The following is a 19,271-nucleotide window of genomic DNA, read 5'->3' on the forward strand; positions in this document are numbered from 1 at the left end:
GTCGCAAAGTTTGCGCACAAGGCGCTGGGCAAGGACCGCGCGGAGCGTTGAAGCGAGCAGGAAGGGTTCGACCTTCAGATCCTTGAGGCGCGTGATCGCGCCGACCGCATCGTTGGTGTGGACGGTCGACAGGACGAGATGGCCGGTCAGCGACGCCTGCACCGCGATGTCGGCGGTCTCGCGGTCGCGGATTTCGCCGACCATCACGACGTCCGGGTCCTGGCGCAGGATCGCGCGGAGGCCCGCCGCGAAATCGAGCCCGACCTTGGCATTGACCTGCGTCTGACCGACGCCGTCGACGGCATATTCGACCGGATCCTCGACGGTCAGGATGTTGCGCTGACCGTCGTTGAGCTGTTTCAGCGCGGCATAGAGCGTCGTCGTCTTGCCCGACCCGGTCGGGCCGGTGACGAGGATGATACCGTTGGGTTCGGCGAGTGCCTCGCGCAGGATACGGTCGGCCTCGCCCGACAGGCCGAGGACGTCGAAGTCGATCCCCGCCGTATCCTTGTCGAGGATACGCATCACGACGCGCTCGCCTGCGCGGCTGGGCAGCGTCGAAACGCGAACGTCGACCGCCTTGCCCGCCAGCGTCAGCGCGATACGCCCATCCTGTGGCACGCGGCGCTCGGCGATGTCGAGGCGTGCCATCACCTTGATGCGGCTGACAACCACCGGCGCGACATGCGGCGGCATTCGCAGATGCTCGCGCAGCACGCCGTCGGTGCGCATCCGCACGACGAGCCCGCTTTCATAGGGTTCGACATGGATGTCGCTGACGCCTTGCCGCACCGCTTCGGCGATGATCGCGTTGATCAGGCGAATCGCTGGCGCATCGTCGGCGCTGTCGAGCAGGTCCTCGGCGCTCGGGATGCCGAGTTCGAGGTCGCTGCCGCCTACCGTTCCCGCCATCGCCGCCGCCGAGGCATCGACGGCATAATGGTCGGAGAGCAGCCGGTCGAAGTCGGCCGGGCTCGCGGTCGCGACGCGGATCGGCTGCGCAAGATAGCGCTTCACCTCGATCAGCACCGCAGGATCGCTGCCCTCGCGCAGGGTCGCAAACCAGCGTCCGCCCTCGTCCTCGGCGATCACCACGCCGTGTGCGCGCGCGAAAGCATAAGGGATATCGACCGGCGCCGCTGGCGGCGCAGCCGGTTCGGCGTCGGTCACGGATTGTCTCCGGCCGGAGGAGCGGGCGCCTGCGAGATCGAGGGTGGAACCTCGGCGGGGGTCACGGCGCCGCCCTGCCCGCGCAGCGCGGGCAGATCGACCGGACCGACGGTCACGTCGTCCGCCGTCGGCGGCGACGGCGGGGTCGTCCCCATATAATCGCGCACCAGCGTGTCGATCGCGGGTTCCTCATTGGGGTTCCGCTGGAGCTGGAAGTCGCGGATATAGCCATAGCGGCGCGCGGTGAGCGCGGCATTATCCTCGCGGCTGCGCAGGATTGTCGGGCGGATGAAGACCATCAGATTGGTCTTCGACCGGCTGCGGCTGCGCGACTTGAAGAGTTCGCCGATCAGCGGAATATCGCTGAGCAGCGGAATACGCTCGATCGTCCGGCGCTCGTCGTCGTTGAGCAGACCGCCGATCGCGAGAATCTCGCCGTCGTCGACGGTCAGCACCGTCTCGAACGAGCGCTTGTTGAGGATGAGGTCACTGTTGCGCGACGACACCGGCCCGGCGACGCTCGACACTTCCTGGCGCAGGAACAGCTTGACCTCGCCCGCGCCGTTGACCTGCGGCGTGACCTCCAGCTTGATGCCAACCTCCTCGCGCTGGACTGTGCGGAAGGCGTTGTCGAAATTGTCGCTGAGCGCCTCGCCGGTTGTGATCGGCACTTCCTGTCCGACGAGGAATTTCGCGGCCTGATTGTCGAGCGTCACGATATGCGGGGTCGCAAGCAGGTTCGATGTCGTATCGGATTTCACCGCGTTGATGATCGCGCCGAACACCGTGTTCTTGCCGATATCGCCCGCGAAGCCCGCGAAGCCGCCGGTCGCCGAGAGCAGCGACGCCGCCGCCGCTTCCTGCAGGCTGCTGCCGAGCGCGCTCGACGTCTGGGTGACGACCGTGGTGCCGTCGACCGTCGTCTTGTCCTCGGTCAGCTTGGTCGCCGCATAGGCGCCGCCAAGGGTGAAGATGTTCGGCTGCGCATTGCTGTAATTGGTCGCAACGAAGGGGATGTTCTTGCCGCCGAGCAGGAACTGGACGCCGAGCCGCTTCGCGGCATCGTCGCCAATCTCGACGACAATCGCCTCGACCAGCACCTGTTCGCGGCGGCTGTCGAGCTGGCGGATCAGCTCGCCGAGCATCCGCTGCACCTCGCTGTTCGCGGCGACGATGATCGCGTTGGCGCCTTCGTAGCGGGTGACGATCGCCGGGCCTCGCGTCGCGATGCTGCCGCCCGAGCCGCTGACCGAGGTGGGCGTCGTTGTCGCGGACGCGGCGCTCGGCGCCGGCGTGCTGCCGCCCGCCGTCGTCGAGGAGGAGGTCGCCGGCGGCAAGCCCGCCTTCTGCGCCGGATCGCTGCCGCCGCCGACAAGCTGTTGCAAGGTCGGCAGCAGGGTTTCGGCATTGGCATGTTCGAGCCAATAGACGCGCAATTCAGTCCCACCCGCCGCCTTGGCATCGAGGTCGTTCGCCATCGAGACGAAGCGCGCGACCATTGCCTGATCGCCGCGCAGCGCGATGGCGTTGCTGCTGTCGATCGGCACGATCGCAAGCGGCGCCTTCGCTCCCTCGCCCGCCGCCGGGACGAGCGCGGTGAGCGCGGCGGCGATCTCGCGCGCTCCGGCATTCTTCAGCGTGACGATCTGGCTGGTCGAGCTGTCGCGGTCGATGCTCGCGGCGAGCGCGCGGATGCGGCGGATATTGTCGGCGAAATCGGCGACCACCAGGCTGTTGGCGTTGCGGTTCGCGGTCAGCGATCCCTGCGGGCTGACCAGTGGGCGCAACGTCTCGACCGCCGCGACGGCGTCGATATGCTTGAGGCGGATGATTTCGGTGACGAACTGGTTCTGCGCCGCGCGGTCGCTGCCGATCCGGCCGGGCTGCGCCGCCGCGCCGTCGATCGGCTGGATGCGATAGGCGCCGTTCGGCCCCGGCACCGCGACCAGCCCGTTCGATCGCAGGGTCGACAGGAAAATCTCGAAATATTCGCTGCGCGACAACGGCCGGTCGGTGACGACCGACACCTTGCCGTTGACGCGCCCGTCGATGATGAAGGTGCGCCCGGTGATCCGCGCCGCATCCTGGATGAAGGCGCGGATGTCGGCGTCGCGGACGTTCAGCGTATATTGCGCGAGCGCCGGTCCTGGCGTGGCGGAAACGAGTGCGGCGGCGAGCATCAGGGACAGTTTGAGACGCATGGGACCTATTTCGACAAAAGGATGGCGACGGGCACGACGCTGGCGCCGCGCTCGACCTCGAGCGAGAGACGCGCACCCGGTGTGAACTGGTTCGCGAGAGACGCGGCGTCGCCCGCCGAAGCGATCGGGCGCCCGTTCACCGAGCGGATGACGTCACTGGGCTTCAGCCCCGCGGCGCGAAAGACCGCGCCGTCGCCTTGCGGCTGGACGACGAGGCCGGTGACTCTGCCATTCTCGGTCCGTGGCGCAAAACCGACCCCGGCCTTGAGCGCCTCGGGCGTCGTCACGCCGTTCGAAGCACCCTCTGCCGTCGCGGCGGTGCTGCCGACTTCGGGGGTCGGCGCGGGCAGCGCAGGATTGGCGACCGGCGCTTCGCCGCTCTGATCGAGGAACAGGCTTTCGCGCGTGCCGCCGCGGTCGAGCAGCACATGGTCGAAGGCGACGCCGATGAGCTTCACCCCCGGCGCGATCTCATCGCCGACGGCATAGCTGGTCTGCACGCCGTCCTCGCCCGCGATAATCGCCGACCCGCCGCCGGTCGCTTCGTTGAGATTGACCCCGAACAGCGTCAGGCCGAGCGCCGTGACGGTGGTGTTCGCCGGTCCCTGCTGCGCGGTGCGAAAGAAGGGATCGATGCTGGAGAAGAGCGCGCGCCGCTCGGCCGGGGACGCGATGACCGCGGTCTGCGGTTGCCACGCGCCGAGCGGCGACAGCGGCACGACCAGCGCCCAGAGCAGGCGAATGCATTGCCAGATCAGCAAGGCACCGAGCAGGCCGACGAGCAGCAGCGGCAGGAGGTCGCGCGGCGCGCGTTTTCCGATGCGCAGCCACGACGGCAACGCGCGCGGCAGTCGAACGGCCGATCCGGTCATCAGCACTGCCATGGCGTCGTCCTTGTCCCCCAACTGAAAGGCTGCATCGCGAATCGCCTAGGCGCGGTCGATGACAATCAGTTGACAGGAAGATTACAGTTTTTTGTCAGAGGAGCGAGTCCGGCAGACGCTCACCCGGGCGCCTTCCTCGATGGGACGACGCCCGGGTGATCGGTTTCCGTCAGAACTTGATAGAAGCACCGAGCGCAAACACCCTGCCAAGATCATAGCCGTTCACATTGACGCGATTGTCGCCAACCTGCTGATATTCGACATGGCCGCGACCGGTCAGATTGCGCGCCTCGAACTTCAATTCGACATCCTGCTTGAAGAGTTTGAAACCCTGCCGCGCGACGAAATCGATCCGCAGGCCGGGCGCCTCGAACACGTCGGGCTGGTCGGTATTGCTGAGGCCGCGGCTGATCGAACGCTTGCTGGCATAGGTGATGAGCAGGGTCTGCTGAGACAGGCTGCCCTGATCCTCCAAGCCGAACTGGACGTTCGCCAGATGCTTCGACTGACCGGTCAGCCGGTCGCCATCGGTGAAATAGTCCGTCGCCTGGGTCGAGGACGCACCATAGACATGGACCTTGTCGTCGAGGCCGACATGAATTTTCGAGCTTGTATAGGTATAGTTGCCGACCAGGACGATCCGCCGGCTGCTCCAAAAGCCGCCCCAGTCCGACAGGTCGAAATATTTCTGCACCTCGACCTCTGCGCCATACAGATCGGCCTCGGGCGCATTGGCGAAGCTTGTGGTGAAATCGGCCCCGCTGACGAAGGTTTCGATCGGATTCTTGATCCGCTTATAGAAACCCGCCACCGAAAGGCGCTGATCGCGATCGAAATACCATTCATAACGCGCTTCTGCGTTGGTCAACTGGCTGTCCACCAGCAACGGGTTGCCGAAATACTGGCGGTTGCTGTCAGGATCGAAATAGAATTGATACAGAAGCTCGCGGAATTGCGGGCGCGCGATCGTCTTCGATGCATTGAGGCGAATTTGCATGTCCGGGCGGAACTGCCAGGTCAGCGTCGCTGCCGGCAGCCAATAGTCGCGATCGAGATTGGTCGATGCGGTCGATGCGCCGGGAACGGTGAACACCTGGATCGGGGTCACCACCTGTTTCGCCGTTTCATAACGGACACCGGCGTCGATCTGGAGGTTGCCAAGCTGAAGGTCGACTTTGCCATAGGCGCCGTGATTGCGCAGCGTGGCGCGAAACGCTGGGTTACCCTCGTTGGTTTCGATCAGCTCGATGTTGAAATAATCGATGACCGCATTGCCGAGCAGCAGGTCGGGCCGCAACATGCCGACGCCGGAAGGAAAATCGGACGGCGCCCGAAACTGAAAATCGCGCCGCGAACTGGTGCGATTGGTGTCCGAATAGGCATAGCCCACAGTGGCCCGCAATGCGGGGATGAAGCGATAGGACACATCGACTCCGCCCGACCACAAATCCTCGTTGAGGTCCGAATAGCTGACCGTGGCGTTACCGCCGTTGCCGCCGTTCAGCCGATTGACGAAATAGGCGCCATAGGGGTCGGCATCGACGTTGGTGCGCACATATTCGTAAGAAAGCTCGGCCGGCGCCTCGCGCTGCGAGTTCGCGTAGCCGCCGCGCAGGTCGATGCTGAGGTCGGACATCGGCTTCAACTCGGCAACCAGCTGGGTATCGATCAGCTGACGCTCATACCAGGCCGTATCCTGCTGCATGAAGTCGGTGACTTCGTTACCGTGACGCTTGCCGATGCCCAGCCGCGAATGCTTGATCGTGTCGCGGATATACAGATTGGTCCAGCGCAGCTTGTTGTCGCCGAACTCCAGCCCCAGGCCGAGCAGGCCGTTGACGACGATGCGATTGTCGGTCGTCACCCGATTGAAATCCGATTCGAGCGCCGACAGATCGCTTTGCAGCGACGACTGGTTGACGGTTTCGCGCGTCGTCGTCTTGTTGCTGTATCCCGCCGCGGCGATGATGCCGAGCACTGCTGAACCGACGTCGAACGATTTGCCGGCAGTCAGATTGGCGGTGAAATTCGGCTGGACGTGATCCTCCCGTTGCAGGATCGAATTGCGCCCGTTCACGATCTGCTGCGAAATCGCGGTGGTATCGACATTGCCGGAGCTGATTCGCTCGCCGCTCTTGAAAAAGTCCGCGAGGGCGGGCGGAATGTCGCGCTGACCATTATCGAAACCCGTCCAGTCGGTCTTGCTGCCATAATAGGTATAGCCGAGCTGATTGGTCGTCTCGCTGTCAAAGCCGACGCCGCCGCCCAACGCGATAAAGCCTTCGTCGGGAGTCGCCTTGGTGGTCAGATTGATGACGCCCCCGCCAAACTCGCCGGGGAAATTCACCGAATAGCTTTTCTGCACCAGCGACGAAGCGATCACGCCGCTCGGGAAAATATCGAGCGGGACGACGCGCTTCAGCGGTTCGGGACTCGGCAAGGGCGAACCGTTGAGCAGCGCGAGCGAATAGCGATCGCCAAGCCCGCGGACATAGACGAAGCCATTGCCCACGACGCTGAGCCCGGTCACGCGGCCCAGCGCGCCGGCGATATTGCCCTCGCCGGTCCGGGCGATTTCTTCGGCCGAGAGGATCGAGACGACCGCTGTCGAGGCGCGGGCGACATTCGCGCTGCGGCGGCCGGTAACGACGATGTCGCCGCCAGGAACCGACACTTCGGGGGCCTGCTCTCCAGCCGCCTGGTCCTCGGCGGTGTCGGCGGCGGTGTCCGTTGGCGCGGGCGCTGCCGTCGGCGCGTCCTGGGCATGAGCCAGCGCCGGTGAGGCAAGCGCTGTGGTGACGAGCATCAAGGATGCAAACCGCGACCTATTCATCGTGAAGTCCCCTGGGGCAGAAATTGTCTAAAATAAAAGGGGGAGCCGTCATCGACCGCCCCCCCTTCGTCAGTTCAGGCGGTCGCTCAGGTCGTCGGCAGCGAGGTGCACGCCGAACCCGAACCAAAGTCCGCGATCGCGCTGTCGCACGTCCAGCCCTTGTACCAGGTGTCGCTGCTGTTCTGCACCGCGCCGATCCAGGCCGTCTTGTCGAAGAAGGCCGAACCCGGCGCCGCGCTCGCGTCGACCGGCGTCACCTTGTTTTCGTTCTCGCCGTTGATGAACAGGCTGACCAGCGTCGAGACGAAGGCGTCGTTGTTGCCGTTCGTCCCGCTGCCGAACAGCGACGCGACCTTCGTGGCGTCATAGGTGCCGGTGCCCAGATATTTGGTGGTGTTGCAGGTCAGGACCACCGCGCGGGCCAGCAGCGTCACGGGAGTCGTGCCCGAAGCGTTCATGCGGATGCACTCGTTGTTCGGGGTCGCGATGATGCTGTTGAGCAGCGTGATGTCGGAGTTGCCGCGGAACAACGTCGACGCCTGGTCATTGGATTCATTGTTGCTGCTCGCCTGGTTCTGGACCGCGGTCATGTTGGCGATGATCGTCTTGTGGCGCGGCAGATTGTCTTCAAAGCCGTTGCTGTCGGCCTCGATCAGCGCGTCGCCCTTGCCGGGATGCTGCAACAGCAGGACATATTGGAACTGGCCCTGCAGGCCGGTGTCGATGTCGAGGCTGTCGTCGTCGGCGCCGGTGGCGATATAGTGCTTGAAATTCACCGCGCCGCCGAAGAATTCGGCGCCGTCGTCCGAGCTGTTGTGGCTCTGGACATAATTGAAGGTCGTGCCGGTACCGACGCCCTCGGCGGTCAGCGCCTGCAGTTCCTTGTCGGCGCCCAGAACATAGCCCGAATAGCGGATCTGGGTATAGGTGATCGATCCGGCGTTATAGCTGTTGTCGTTGCCGCCGAACACGGCCGGGTCGGCCGATCCTTCGGTGTCGCGCTCGCAAGTATTGACGCCGGTCGCGCTCTTGTTCGCGGTGGTGCCCTTGTTGCAGTCGGTAACGATACCGCGGCCCATCAGCACGACGCCGCCCCACTGACCCTGCGAAATCTCGCTGTTGAGGCCGACGACATTGTCGCTGCTGGTGAAGATGATCGGCGCAGTCGCGGTGCCATTCGAAATCAGCTTGTTGCCGCGGTTGACCGCTAGCCACGACGTGCCGGTCCCGCCATAAAGGATCACGCCGGGTTCGATGGTCAGCGTAACATTGGTGTCGGCCGTCAGCGTCCTGCCCTTGCAGCTCACCGTCGTGGTGACGACGCTGGCCGCAGTCGTCGGCGCCCTGAAACCGCCGTCACAGCCCACATCGACGCGGTCCTTGATCTGATACAGCAGCCCGGCGACTTTCGGCAGCGTGGTGCTGCGGTCGATGTTGGCGGGCAGGGTGCAGACGCGATATTCGCCGGTCGGCCCCTTGATCGTGCCATCGTTGGTGAGCGGGGTGGTCGCGCCGATCGTCGGGCAGCCGCCGGCCGGAGTCACGGCCGTCGGCGTCGGAGTGGGCGTCGGAGTGGGGGTCGGCGTGGGCGTCGGGTTGATGATCACATTGCCGCCGGTCCCCGGCGACGCGATGTCGTCGGCACCGCACGCGGCGAGAGTTGAACAGGCCACGCTGGTAAGCATGATCAGACGAACGCGTGCGAAAGCCGCCATGAAATTCTCCGTTCCCGGTGTGCGCACGAGAGGCGCTGTGAAAAACCACCGGCGAACAAAGGAGGAGATGCGCCGCCCTGCCCCCGGTGACGCCGCCACTAGGGTGATTCGATGACGGTCTGACGCCAGAGCCGTGACAGTCCGATGACTCTTTGGAGTCGCTTCGATGACATCCGCGAAAGCGCTTAGGTCCGCGCCTTCGCATTGCGATCTCCGGGTGACGAAAATAAAAGCGGCGAAGCTCGCTTGCATCGCCCGAAAAGCTTTGCTAGGCGCCCGCTCCTACCTGGTGCCGGCCCGTCCGGACCATCATGATGTGCGGTCGTGGCGGAACTGGTAGACGCGCAACGTTGAGGTCGTTGTGGCCGAAAGGCCGTGGAAGTTCGAGTCTTCTCGACCGCACCAAACAGAAAATTATACTTCTAAAACAAGTATTTAGAATGGATAGGCCGGGGAAAACCCCGCACTTCTGCGCCATTTCAGCCGTAGATTTTCTACCGTGCAGTCAGATGGGTCTCTGATCTCGGCAATATGGAGGGCGACATCAGGCCGTGTCTCGCGCCCCAAAAAAACTGACTGCAGTGCTAATGCAGCCTCCTGAGTACAACGGCGACGAGCAGTGCTTGGCCTAACGCGAGCGCGAGCACGTTGATGGAAGGGCCGCCCGCAAGGGCGGCCCTTCATCATTTCGACCAAACGCTCATCTGAGTAGCTAACTCATCCGAACAACGGGCGGCACGTTCCTATTCTATGCAGCCAGAGTTTCGTTCTGCATTTCTGCCATGGTTTCCACCAATGCCAAGTGCAGAGCCAATGCCCTCGACTCCCCTCCTTTTTGATCTTTCACAATTTCGGTCAGTCCGGCCATGTCAAAGCGGCGCATCGCCGGCACCAGGCAATCCGGATCGAAATCTTCTGGAGGATTCGAGAACAACTTGACCAGCGCCCCAAATACCGAAGCGCCGTGGATAAGCGACTGATCAGGATATGCTTCGGCCAAACTCGTCAAGGACGCAGATACCACGGCATCGCCGTGACGCCTTATGGCGGTCGCAATAGATGCCGTGAACGCAATCTCGCCTGGTTTCCAAGAAACGGACGATGTGCTCCGCGCCACAGACAATCCCGCCTCGGTGACAAGGCGCCTGATTTCCAGCGCATCCTCATCAGCCGCTGCCAAGGCTGCATAGAAATCATCGAGACGGTTCATTGGCTTTCGAACGCGGTTCGCGACGATGAACATCCGAGCTTCCTCCTCAGGGCTCTCATATGAAAACAGACAGCAAGGTAATTGGAGAAGGTCGCCCCGTCTTGTCGCTGCAGCCCAGCGATGCTGACCGTCGATGATCACCTTTTTACCATCACTCCGGCGAGAGACGATCAACGGAGAACAAAGCCGCCAATCGAAGTTGGCCGCGATGCTCGCGATCAAGCGGCGCGACCCCTCGTTGTCGATCGACCTTTGATATGACGGGTCAACACTGAGATCTTCCAAATGAACCCACTCGATGCTGGGCATTATGCCGTGTGGCGGACGAAATGGCATTTTGCGTTCGCCGCCCCGCTTCCGCTTACCCTTCGAACCGAACTGAGTAGCCTTTCCAGGCCCGATGGACGTTACGCCTCGGGAATCGCATGTAGTGAAGCCAGCGACCAATTCGGGAACTTCTTCCGGCGCGCGGGCCCAAGCTTCTCCGAGATGTCCAACCACCACGTTTCCAACGTGAACGCGCGCCGAGCCCACCGGCGTGCCCATCATGAATGTCCCGTTGGAACAAATCTCGCCGGTCATGTGAGAGCGAACCCATTCCGGGATGGGCGAGCCGTCGTTGACCCATGTTTGAACGTCGAACATCATTGGAGATTGAGTTTGGCTATCCATCTTCTTGGTCTCCCAAAGACTCGCACGCACCATGCGAGCGAGGCTCCGCACGTTGAGATGGAATGTTGCGGCATAGAGAATCTACCCGACACGAAGTGAGCACGCCCGGTAGAAAGTCGTTCTCTTGTCCAGACCAACCGAATTGGAATCTCAAGGGTTTGCAGACTCCATACTCTAGCACTCGGTCGTGTTGCGGATTTGTCTTAGAACCGCACTTCCAAAACTTGCGGTGGCAACCTCCCGAGAAGTCGCGAATAAATTCGGCAGATTTGGCCGGTGTGGTGAGTATGAGAAGTTTGTATGTGTTTTCTCGAGAGCACCATCATAGACAGATTATGGCGTAAATTCAGGTATTTAGGAAAACCCCCGCTTTCGCGGTCCACCTTTTTGCGGGATTAGGCGGACGTATAAACGTCGCCTCCTCACCTAGGTCATCTGGATCTTTGGATCTTTCTGCTCGGGAAGAATTGCGGATTATAAAGCAATCGGCTGCATCTGGCCGTTGCGGTCAGGCAGCTTTCGGGCCCACAATGTGAGGAGCAGCTATTGGGAGATTGCTGCTGTCCGGGGATCAGCTTCTGTCTATCGGCCCCGCGTCGAGCAAGGGCGCTGCATCCATATCCCCCACACCCAATATGTCGGCCAATCGTTCCGTGCCCGCGAGAATCATCGCCTGCTCCCAAGCGGGGAGCGCCGAAAAGCGGACGCTAAATATCTCTTGCAGCATATCGGGCGCCTCTACCAGACGGCGCCTGCCTTCCGATGTGGCTTCCAACAACATGCGCCGTTTATCCCGATCGCTGCGCGCGCGGGTCACGAGGTCCAGGGCGACGAGACGATCCACGATCGCGGTGATCGTCGCATGGCTGAATTGCAGGCGCTGGGCGACCACGCCCGGGGTTACGTCTTCACCGCCATCGATCTCGCGCAGCACCAGCAATTGCGACGGCGTAAGCCCCGTCGTCGCGGCCAGACGGCGGGTGCCGCCCTCCGCGGCACGCAGCACGCGCCGTAAAGCCTTCAACGTGGCGCTCGCTATCTCCGATTCCATGGATCTTCGTTAGCGCCGTCGCACGCCGACGCAAAGCCGTTCCGGCTTGGGAAAATCGAATTATATTTCGTAATATGAAATATAAATCCCGACCAAGGGTTGAGGTTTTATCGCAAACTCATATATTTCCTCAGAATCATGGCCCGACTCGTTCCGGGCAAGCAGAAAATCATTTCAGGAGATGAAAGATATTTGATCGGCAAAAAGACGCAGAGTCATTGCCTCCAGGGAAAGATCGGGATGAACCGCCAGCCACGGCGGACGATGTGCAGTTTCGCAAACCGCTTGCAGCCGACGGGCCAGCCATAACGGCGTTGATCGCCGCCTGCCCGCCGCTCGATCGCAACAGCCGCTATTGCAACCTTCTGCAATGCGAGCATTTCGCCGGCCATTGCATCGTCGCCGAAAAGGCGGGCCGCATCGTCGGCTGGGTGTCCGGCTACCGCCCGCCCTCCGAGCCCGAGGCCTTTTTCGTGTGGCAGGTCGCCGTAGCGACGGAAGGCCGCGGGAAGCAACTCGCCAGCCGCATGATCTCCGCCTTGCTGGCGAGGCCGGCGCAGCGGGATGCAACGCATCTCATCACGACGATCACCGACGATAATCAGGCCTCGTGGGGCCTCTTTCGCGGTCTCGCCCGTGACTGGAACGCCCCGCTCCATCGCAGCGCTCTTTTCGAGCGCGAAACCCATTTCGCCGGTGCCCATGCCACCGAATTCCTGGCCCGCATCGGGCCGATCGATCGCAAGACTGTCCACGAAAAACGGGGATGAACCATGATTATGACACCTGAACCGTCCGGAGCGATTCCGGACAGGGCCATCTATGACCGCCGCGAATCCGCGGTGCGCAGCTATGCCCGCTCGATGCCGCGTCAGTTCGGCCGCGCCGAAAACGTATGGATGCACGACGACCAGGGTGGGCGCTATCTCGACTTCCTGTCGGGTTGCTCGACGCTCAACTATGGACACAATCATCCGATATTGAAGCAGGCGCTGCTCGATTATATCGACGCCGACGGCATCGCCCATGGGCTCGATCTCCATACCGATGCCAAGCGGGATTTCCTGAGCGCTTTCGAGACGCTGATCCTGAAGCCGCGCGCGCTCGACTATCGCGTCATGTTCACCGGCCCGACCGGCACCAATGCGGTCGAGGCGGCGATCAAGCTCGCACGCAAGGTCACCGGGCGCGAAATGGTGATCGCCTTCACCAACGGCTTTCACGGCATGACGCTGGGGGCGCTGGCCTGCACCGGTAATGCCGCCAAGCGTGGCGGCGCGGGCGTCCCGCTCAGCCACGTCGCGCACGAACCCTATGATGGCTATTACGGCCCCGACGTCGATACCGCCGACCTGCTCGAACAGCGCCTCGCCGACCCGTCGAGCGGCCTTGATGCGCCCGCCGCCATTCTGGTCGAAACCGTGCAAGGCGAAGGCGGGCTCAACGCCGCCTCGCCCGAATGGCTACGCCGGATCGCCGCGATCGCGAAGGCGCATGGCGCGCTGCTGATCGTCGACGACATTCAGGCAGGCTGCGGACGGACAGGCGGCTTCTTCAGCTTCGAGAAGATGGGATTCACGCCCGATATCGTGACGCTGGCGAAATCGCTGTCGGGCATGGGCCTGCCCTTTGCCCTGACGCTCCTTCGCCCCGAACTCGACCAATGGTCGCCGGGCGAGCACAACGGCACCTTTCGCGGCAACAACCATGCCTTCGTCACCGCGGCGGCCGCGCTCCGGCATTTCTGGAGCGATGATGCCTTTCAGCGCGACATTTGCAGGCGCGGCGACCTGCTCGAAGCACGGCTCGCCCGGATCGCTGCCGAGCACGGCTTCGAGGTGCGCGGCCGCGGCATGATGCGCGGCGTCAATGTCGGGTCGGGCGAACTGGCCGCCGCCGTGACCGCCACCTGCTTCGACGCCGGACTGATCATCGAAACCAGCGGCGCGCATGACGAGGTGATCAAGGTGCTGGCGCCGCTCGTCATCGACGATGCGATTCTCGCCGCCGGCCTCGACATCCTCGAAACCAGGATCCGCAACGCGATGGCTGCCGACTACGCCGTCGCCGCCGAATAGACACAGGAGAAACACCATGATCGTTCGCACTCTCGGCGATATCCGCAAGACCGACCGTAACGTCCGCTCGGACGGCTGGGCCAGCGCCCGGCTGCTGCTCAAGGATGATGGCATGGGCTTTTCGTTCCACGTCACCACCATGTTCGCGGGCACCGAATTGAAGATGCACTATCAGCATCATCTGGAGGCGGTGTTCGTCCTGAAAGGCACCGGCACGATCGAGGATCTGGCGACGGGCGAAATTCACCGGCTGGAACCGGGCGTCCTTTATGCGCTCAACGAGCATGATCGCCACATCGTCCGCCCTGAAACCGATATTTTGACCGCCTGCGCCTTCAACCCGCCGGTCACCGGCCGGGAAGTGCATGACGAGACCGGCGCCTATCCCGCCGACGCCGATCTGGCGCGCGAAACCGCGCCCGCCGACTGACAGCCATCAACAGGAAAGGGAGACGTCGGATGAAAGACATCTACCCATCGCGCCATGCGGCCGAGGCAGAGATGCGGCCGCGACAGGACCCCGTCGTCCACAGCCCATGGAGCAACGACGCGCCGATCAGCGCGGCGCAGGCCGTGCAATTCGACCGTGACGGCTATATCGTGCTCGACGATCTTTTCTCAAACGCGGAAATCGCCTTTCTGCAGCGCGCCGCGGGCAAGCTGCTCGGCGACCCCGCTTCGCTCGATGACGAAACGATCGTGACCGAGCCTCAGGGCAAGGAAGTTCGCTCGATTTTCGAAATTCACCGCCAGAACGAGACCATGGCGCGTCTCGCCGCCGATTCTCGGCTTGCCGACGTCGCGCGCTTTCTGCTCGGCGACGAGGTTTATATCCACCAATCGCGCCTCAACTATAAGCCCGGCTTCAAGGGCCGCGAATTTTACTGGCACAGCGATTTCGAGACCTGGCACGTAGAGGATGGTATGCCCCGGATGCGCGCGCTGTCGATGTCGATCCTGCTCGCCGAAAACACGCCGCACAACGGCCCGTTGATGCTCATTCCGGGGTCGCACCACGTCTATCTGACCTGCATCGGCGAAACCCCTGACGACCATTATCTGAGTTCGCTCAAGAAACAGGAATATGGCGTCCCCGATGAAGACAGCCTGACCCAGTTGGCGCACGAGCACGGCATCGTCGCGCCGACGGGCAAACCGGGCACCGTCATCCTGTTCGACTGCAATCTGATGCACGGGTCGAACGGCAACATCACGCCCTTCCCGCGCGCCAACGCCTTTCTGGTCTATAATGCGGTGAGCAACCGGCTCGAACAGCCCTTCGGGGTCGCGACGCCCCGCCCCTGGTTCCTGGCCCATCGCGGCGATCCCAGGGTGCTGCGGGTCGAACGCGGGCCGCTAGCCGACCCGGTGCCGGCATGACGGGACGGCACAGCGTCGAAAAGATCGGCGGAACATCGATGGCGGCGACCGCGACCCTGTTCGACAATGTGTTGATCGGGGGCCGGTCGGGAGCCGACCTCTACAATCGCATCTTCGTCGTGTCCGCCTATGGCGGAATGACCGATCTGCTGCTCGAGAATAAGAAGACCGGAGCCCCGGGCGTTCACGGCCGCTTCGTCATCGATGACAACGACGGTTGGCGCGATGCAATGGACGATGTCCGGCACGCGATGCACGAACGCAACGCGGCGATGTTCGTGCGACCCGAAAGCCGCGCCGAAGCAGACGCCTTCGTCGATCAGCGGATCGCGGCCGTCACCGCCTGCCTCGACGACCTTGCCAGCCTGCGCAGCCACGGCCGCTTTTGCGTCAAGGAACAATTGATGACGGTGCGCGAGCTTCTGGCCGGGATCGGCGAGGCGCACAGCGCGCACAGCACCAGCCTGCTGCTCCGCGACCGCGACGTGAACGCCCGGTTCGTCGACCTGACATTATGGGACCAGGACGATCTCGGCAGCCTCGATGCGCGGATACGGGAGGCTTTCGCGGCCATCGACCTGACAACCACCCTTCCCATCGTCACCGGCTATGCCGGCTGCGAGGGCGGCATGGTGCGGCGCTATGCGCGCGGCTATACCGAAATGACCTTCTCCCGCATCGCGGTCCTGACCGGCGCGCGCGAGGCAATCATCCACAAGGAGTTCCATCTGTCGAGCGCCGATCCCAAGCTGGTCGGCGAAGGCAAGGCGCGCAAGATCGGCCGCACCAATTACGACGTCGCCGACCAGCTCGCCAATCTGGGGATGGAGGCAATCCACCCGGGTGCCGGGCGCGGCCTTCGCCAGTCGGGCATACCGCTGCGGGTGCGCAACACCTTCGACCGCGAAGATGCGGGAACGCTCGTCACCGGCGACTATGTCTCCGACGTCCCGCGGGTCGAGATCGTCACCGGCCTGCGGCAGATGCAGGCGCTGATATTCTTCGAACAGGACATGGTCGGGGTGAAGGGCTATGACGCCGCGATCCTCGATGCGCTGACCCGCCACAAATTGTGGATCGTCAGCAAATCGTCGAACGCCAACACCATCACCCATTATCTCTCGGCAAGCGCCGCCGCGGTGAACGCGGCTGTCGCCGAGCTGCAGGACCGCTATCCCGACGCATCGATCACCGCGCAACCAGTCGCGATGGTATCGGTGATCGGCAGCGACATCTCGCGCCCCGGCCTGGTCCCCGATGCGTTGCGCGCGCTGGACGAAGCCGGTGTGCCGATGATCGCGATGCAGCACCAGATCCGCAACGTCGATGTGCAGTTCCTCGTCGCGCCGCACGATTTCGATGCCGCGGTGCGCGCACTGCACAAGGCGCTGGTTGAGGACGAGACGGCGCCCGCGGAGGACCGGCGCGCCGCCTGACGCCGCCGCCCATGCTTTCCTCGATTCGCCCGGTCCAAAGCCTGCTGATCGCCATCTTCGTGATGATGGCGGGCAGCGGCTTCCTGTCGACCCTGATCGGCCTTCGGCTCGAACGCGCGGGCAGCGGCACAATGGTCATCGGCCTCGTCGCGACCGCCTATTTCGTGGGCCTTGTGATCGGCGCGCTGCGCGCCGGGAAAGTGGTGCGGCGGGTCGGGCATATCCGGGCCTTCGCGGCCTTCGTCGCGCTGCTTTCCGCCAGCACCCTCACCTATGCGCTGGTCCGCCATCCGGTGCCGTGGGGCGCGCTGCGCCTGATCGACGGCGTCTGCGTCGCGGGGGTATTCGTCTGCCTCGAAAGCTGGCTGGGCGACCGCGCCGAAGCGGGCACGCGCGGGACGATCCTCGCCTCCTATATGATCGCCCTCTATTCAGGGCAGGCGATCGGCCAGTTGCTGCTGCGCTCGGGCGGCGGCGTCGCGCCGCACGTGCCGTTCGAGCTTGCCTCGATCCTGATCTCGCTCGCGATCCTCCCCGTCTGCCTGACGCGCAGCGCGGCGCCGGCATTCGCGGAGGCCGCCTCGCTGCCGCTGCGCCGCCTGTTCGCCGCCTCGCCGCTTGGCGTCGCCGGCGCGGGGGTCACCGGGCTGCTGCTCGGTGCCTTTTACGGCCTCGCCGCCATCTACGCGCGGCGGCTCGGGCTCGGCCTTGCGGAAACCGCGACCTTCATAACGGTGGTGATCGTCGGCGGGGTGGCCCTGCAATGGCCGCTCGGCCACCTGTCCGACCGCTACGACCGCCGCCGCGTCCTCGTTAGCGGCTTCGCGCTAACCCTCGGCGTCAGCATCGCGCTTGCGACGGAGCCCACGGGCGCGCTGCTGCTCGCGCTCGGCTTCGCCTTCGGCGGGCTCAGCTTCGCGCTCTATCCACTCAGCGTCGCGCACGCCAACGACCGGCTGCTGCCGTCGGAGCGCGTGACCGCGAGCGGGCAGCTCGTCCTTCTCTATTCCGCCGGCGCGGCGCTTGGCCCGATCGGCGCAGCGGCGGCGATGACGCGCGCGGGCGCAGGCGGCCTTTTCCTCTTCATCGCGCTCGCGGCCGGCGCGATGCTCGGCTTCGGCCTCTGGCGCCTCGCGGCGACCGACGCGGTGCCGGGCGAGGCGCAGCAGGATTTCCAGATCCTGCCGCGCACGACGCCGACCGCGGCGCTGCTCGACCCCGCCGGCGACCTCGACGATTCCCAGCAACAGGTGACGACATGACCATGGAAACCGCTTTGCCTTCCGACGCCGCGCCGGACTGCGCACCCGCCGATCCCTCGACGCTGCGTCGCGCGATCGCCGCCTCGGCGCTGGGCAATGCGACAGAATGGTTCGACTATGGCATTTATGCCTATGGCGTGACCTATATCTCGGCGGCGCTGTTTCCAGGCGATACCGACGAAGCGGTGCTGTTCGCGCTCGCAACCTTCGCCATTTCCTTTCTGGTCCGGCCGCTGGGGGGCCTGTTCTGGGGGCCGCTCGGCGACCGCATCGGGCGCAAGTCGGTGCTCGCGCTGACCATATTGCTGATGGCGGGCGCGACCTTTGGCGTCGGGCTCATCCCCTCCTACGAGCATATCGGCTTCTGGGCGCCGACGTTGCTGATCCTGCTGCGCATGGTGCAGGGCTTTTCGACCGGCGGCGAATATGGCGGCGCGGCGACCTTCATGGCCGAATATGCACCCGACGACCGCCGCGGCTTCTTCGGCAGTTTCCTCGAATTCGGCACGCTCGCGGGCTTCTCGCTCGGTGCGGCGCTGATGCTGCTCTTTTCGTTGACGCTCGGCGATGCGGCGATGCACGACTGGGGGTGGCGCATCCCCTTCCTGATCGCCGCACCGATGGGGTTGATCGGCACCTATCTGCGCTCGCGAATGGAGGACACCCCGATCTTCCTCGAGGAATGCGCGGTCACCGAAGCGCGCCGCTCGCCCCCAATCGGCGCGCTGATGCGCGATCATTGGCGTCCGCTGCTCGTCGTCGGCGGGCTGGTCGTCGCGCTCAATGTCGTCAACTATACGCTGCTCAGCTACATGCCGACCTATCTTCAGCGCCGTATCGGCCTGTCGCCCGACCAGGCGCTGATCGTGCCGATCATCGGCATGATCTTCATGATGCTGTTCCTGCCCTTTGCCGGCGCGCTCTCCGACCGCGTCGGGCGGCGGCCGATGTGGCGCGTCTCGCTGCTCGGGCTGCTGGTCGGTGTCGTACCTCTCTATATGCTGATGGGCACGGGCCTTGCGGGCGCGACCGTCGCCTTCATCCTGCTCGGCCTCCTCTATGTGCCGCAGCTCGCGACCATCTCGGCGACCTTTCCGGCGCTGTTTCCGACCCCGGTGCGCTTCGCGGGTTTCGCGATCGCCTATAATGTTTCGACGTCGATTTTCGGCGGCACCGCACCGGCGATCGGCAGCGCCCTGATCGACTGGACGGGCGACCAGCTCATGCCGGCCTATTATATGATGATCGCCTGCGCCATCGGCCTCGTCGCGCTGCGCCATATGCCCGAAACCGCGCGCAGGTCGCTGCGCGGTGATCCATTTGCGACGAGAACCGATCGCTGAACTCGGCCCGCCCCCAACGACAGGAGAAGGCCGACA

Annotated in this window: 14 protein-coding genes and 1 tRNA gene; 8 read left to right on the top strand and 7 right to left on the bottom strand. The window is 63.9% G+C overall.

The window, feature by feature from the left end:
- From VHO04_RS08610 to VHO04_RS08630, 5 genes are all read right to left on the bottom strand, one after another.
- Positions 1 to 1,170, bottom strand: a 1,170-nt coding sequence (locus VHO04_RS08610) for a GspE/PulE family protein (protein ID WP_329627939.1), incomplete at its 3' end; no start/stop codon positions are given.
- Positions 1,167 to 3,371 (bottom strand): type II secretion system secretin GspD, encoded by a 2,205-nt coding sequence (gene gspD, locus VHO04_RS08615; RefSeq protein WP_329627940.1) that lies wholly within the window; start codon positions 3,369 to 3,371, stop codon positions 1,167 to 1,169. The genes VHO04_RS08610 and gspD, both read right to left, overlap by 4 nt.
- 5 nt (positions 3,372 to 3,376) lie before the next feature.
- Entirely contained in the window at positions 3,377 to 4,255 is an 879-nt protein-coding gene (locus tag VHO04_RS08620; RefSeq protein ID WP_329627941.1) for a type II secretion system protein N, read from the bottom strand.
- Positions 4,256 to 4,424: 169 nt separating this feature from the next.
- Complete coding sequence (locus VHO04_RS08625; RefSeq protein WP_414713098.1) at positions 4,425 to 7,061, bottom strand: TonB-dependent receptor domain-containing protein; 2,637 nt, start codon at positions 7,059 to 7,061, stop codon at positions 4,425 to 4,427.
- 113 nt (positions 7,062 to 7,174) lie between these two features.
- Positions 7,175 to 8,803, bottom strand: coding sequence for a hypothetical protein (locus VHO04_RS08630; protein ID WP_329627943.1), 1,629 nt, complete (start codon positions 8,801 to 8,803; stop codon positions 7,175 to 7,177).
- Between the two features lie 318 nt (positions 8,804 to 9,121).
- Between VHO04_RS08630 and VHO04_RS08635 the strand changes: the two genes are divergently transcribed.
- A tRNA-Leu gene (locus VHO04_RS08635) sits at positions 9,122 to 9,208 on the top strand.
- A gap of 343 nt (positions 9,209 to 9,551) precedes the next feature.
- On the opposite strand, the gene VHO04_RS08640 is transcribed toward VHO04_RS08635, so the two are convergent.
- Positions 9,552 to 10,685, bottom strand: coding sequence for a ParB/RepB/Spo0J family partition protein (locus VHO04_RS08640; protein ID WP_329627944.1), 1,134 nt, complete (start codon positions 10,683 to 10,685; stop codon positions 9,552 to 9,554).
- Between the two features lie 571 nt (positions 10,686 to 11,256).
- Complete coding sequence (locus VHO04_RS08645; RefSeq protein ID WP_329627945.1) at positions 11,257 to 11,736, bottom strand: MarR family winged helix-turn-helix transcriptional regulator; 480 nt, start codon at positions 11,734 to 11,736, stop codon at positions 11,257 to 11,259.
- 266 nt (positions 11,737 to 12,002) lie between these two features.
- Here VHO04_RS08645 and ectA point away from each other — a divergent pair, with 266 nt between their 5' ends.
- Genes ectA through VHO04_RS08680 form a run of 7 tightly spaced genes read left to right on the top strand, consistent with a single transcriptional unit; the run spans position 12,003 to position 19,235 of the window.
- The gene (gene ectA, locus VHO04_RS08650) at positions 12,003 to 12,506 is read left to right on the top strand and encodes a diaminobutyrate acetyltransferase (RefSeq protein ID WP_329627946.1); all 504 of its coding nucleotides are present in this window, start codon (positions 12,003 to 12,005) and stop codon (positions 12,504 to 12,506) included.
- 3 nt (positions 12,507 to 12,509) lie between these two features.
- On the top strand, positions 12,510 to 13,814 hold the full coding sequence (gene ectB / locus VHO04_RS08655) for a diaminobutyrate--2-oxoglutarate transaminase (protein WP_329627947.1): 1,305 nt from the start codon (positions 12,510 to 12,512) through the stop codon (positions 13,812 to 13,814).
- 16 nt (positions 13,815 to 13,830) lie between these two features.
- Positions 13,831 to 14,244, top strand: coding sequence for an ectoine synthase (locus VHO04_RS08660; RefSeq protein ID WP_329627948.1), 414 nt, complete (start codon positions 13,831 to 13,833; stop codon positions 14,242 to 14,244).
- Positions 14,245 to 14,273: 29 nt separating this feature from the next.
- Complete coding sequence (thpD, locus tag VHO04_RS08665; protein WP_329627949.1) at positions 14,274 to 15,194, top strand: ectoine hydroxylase; 921 nt, start codon at positions 14,274 to 14,276, stop codon at positions 15,192 to 15,194.
- Positions 15,191 to 16,630, top strand: coding sequence for an aspartate kinase (locus tag VHO04_RS08670; RefSeq protein WP_329627950.1), 1,440 nt, complete (start codon positions 15,191 to 15,193; stop codon positions 16,628 to 16,630). Before thpD ends, VHO04_RS08670 begins: the two co-directional genes overlap by 4 nt.
- An 11-nt stretch (positions 16,631 to 16,641) precedes the next feature.
- Complete coding sequence (locus VHO04_RS08675) at positions 16,642 to 17,892, top strand: MFS transporter (protein WP_329627951.1); 1,251 nt, start codon at positions 16,642 to 16,644, stop codon at positions 17,890 to 17,892.
- 2 nt (positions 17,893 to 17,894) lie between these two features.
- Positions 17,895 to 19,235: an MFS transporter gene (locus tag VHO04_RS08680; RefSeq protein WP_329627964.1), complete on the top strand. Its 1,341-nt coding sequence runs from the start codon at positions 17,895 to 17,897 to the stop codon at positions 19,233 to 19,235.
- Positions 19,236 to 19,271 lie beyond the last annotated feature (36 nt).

The sequence above is a fragment of the Sphingopyxis sp. genome (assembly GCF_036261875.1).
Classification (GTDB): Bacteria; Pseudomonadota; Alphaproteobacteria; order Sphingomonadales; family Sphingomonadaceae; genus Sphingopyxis.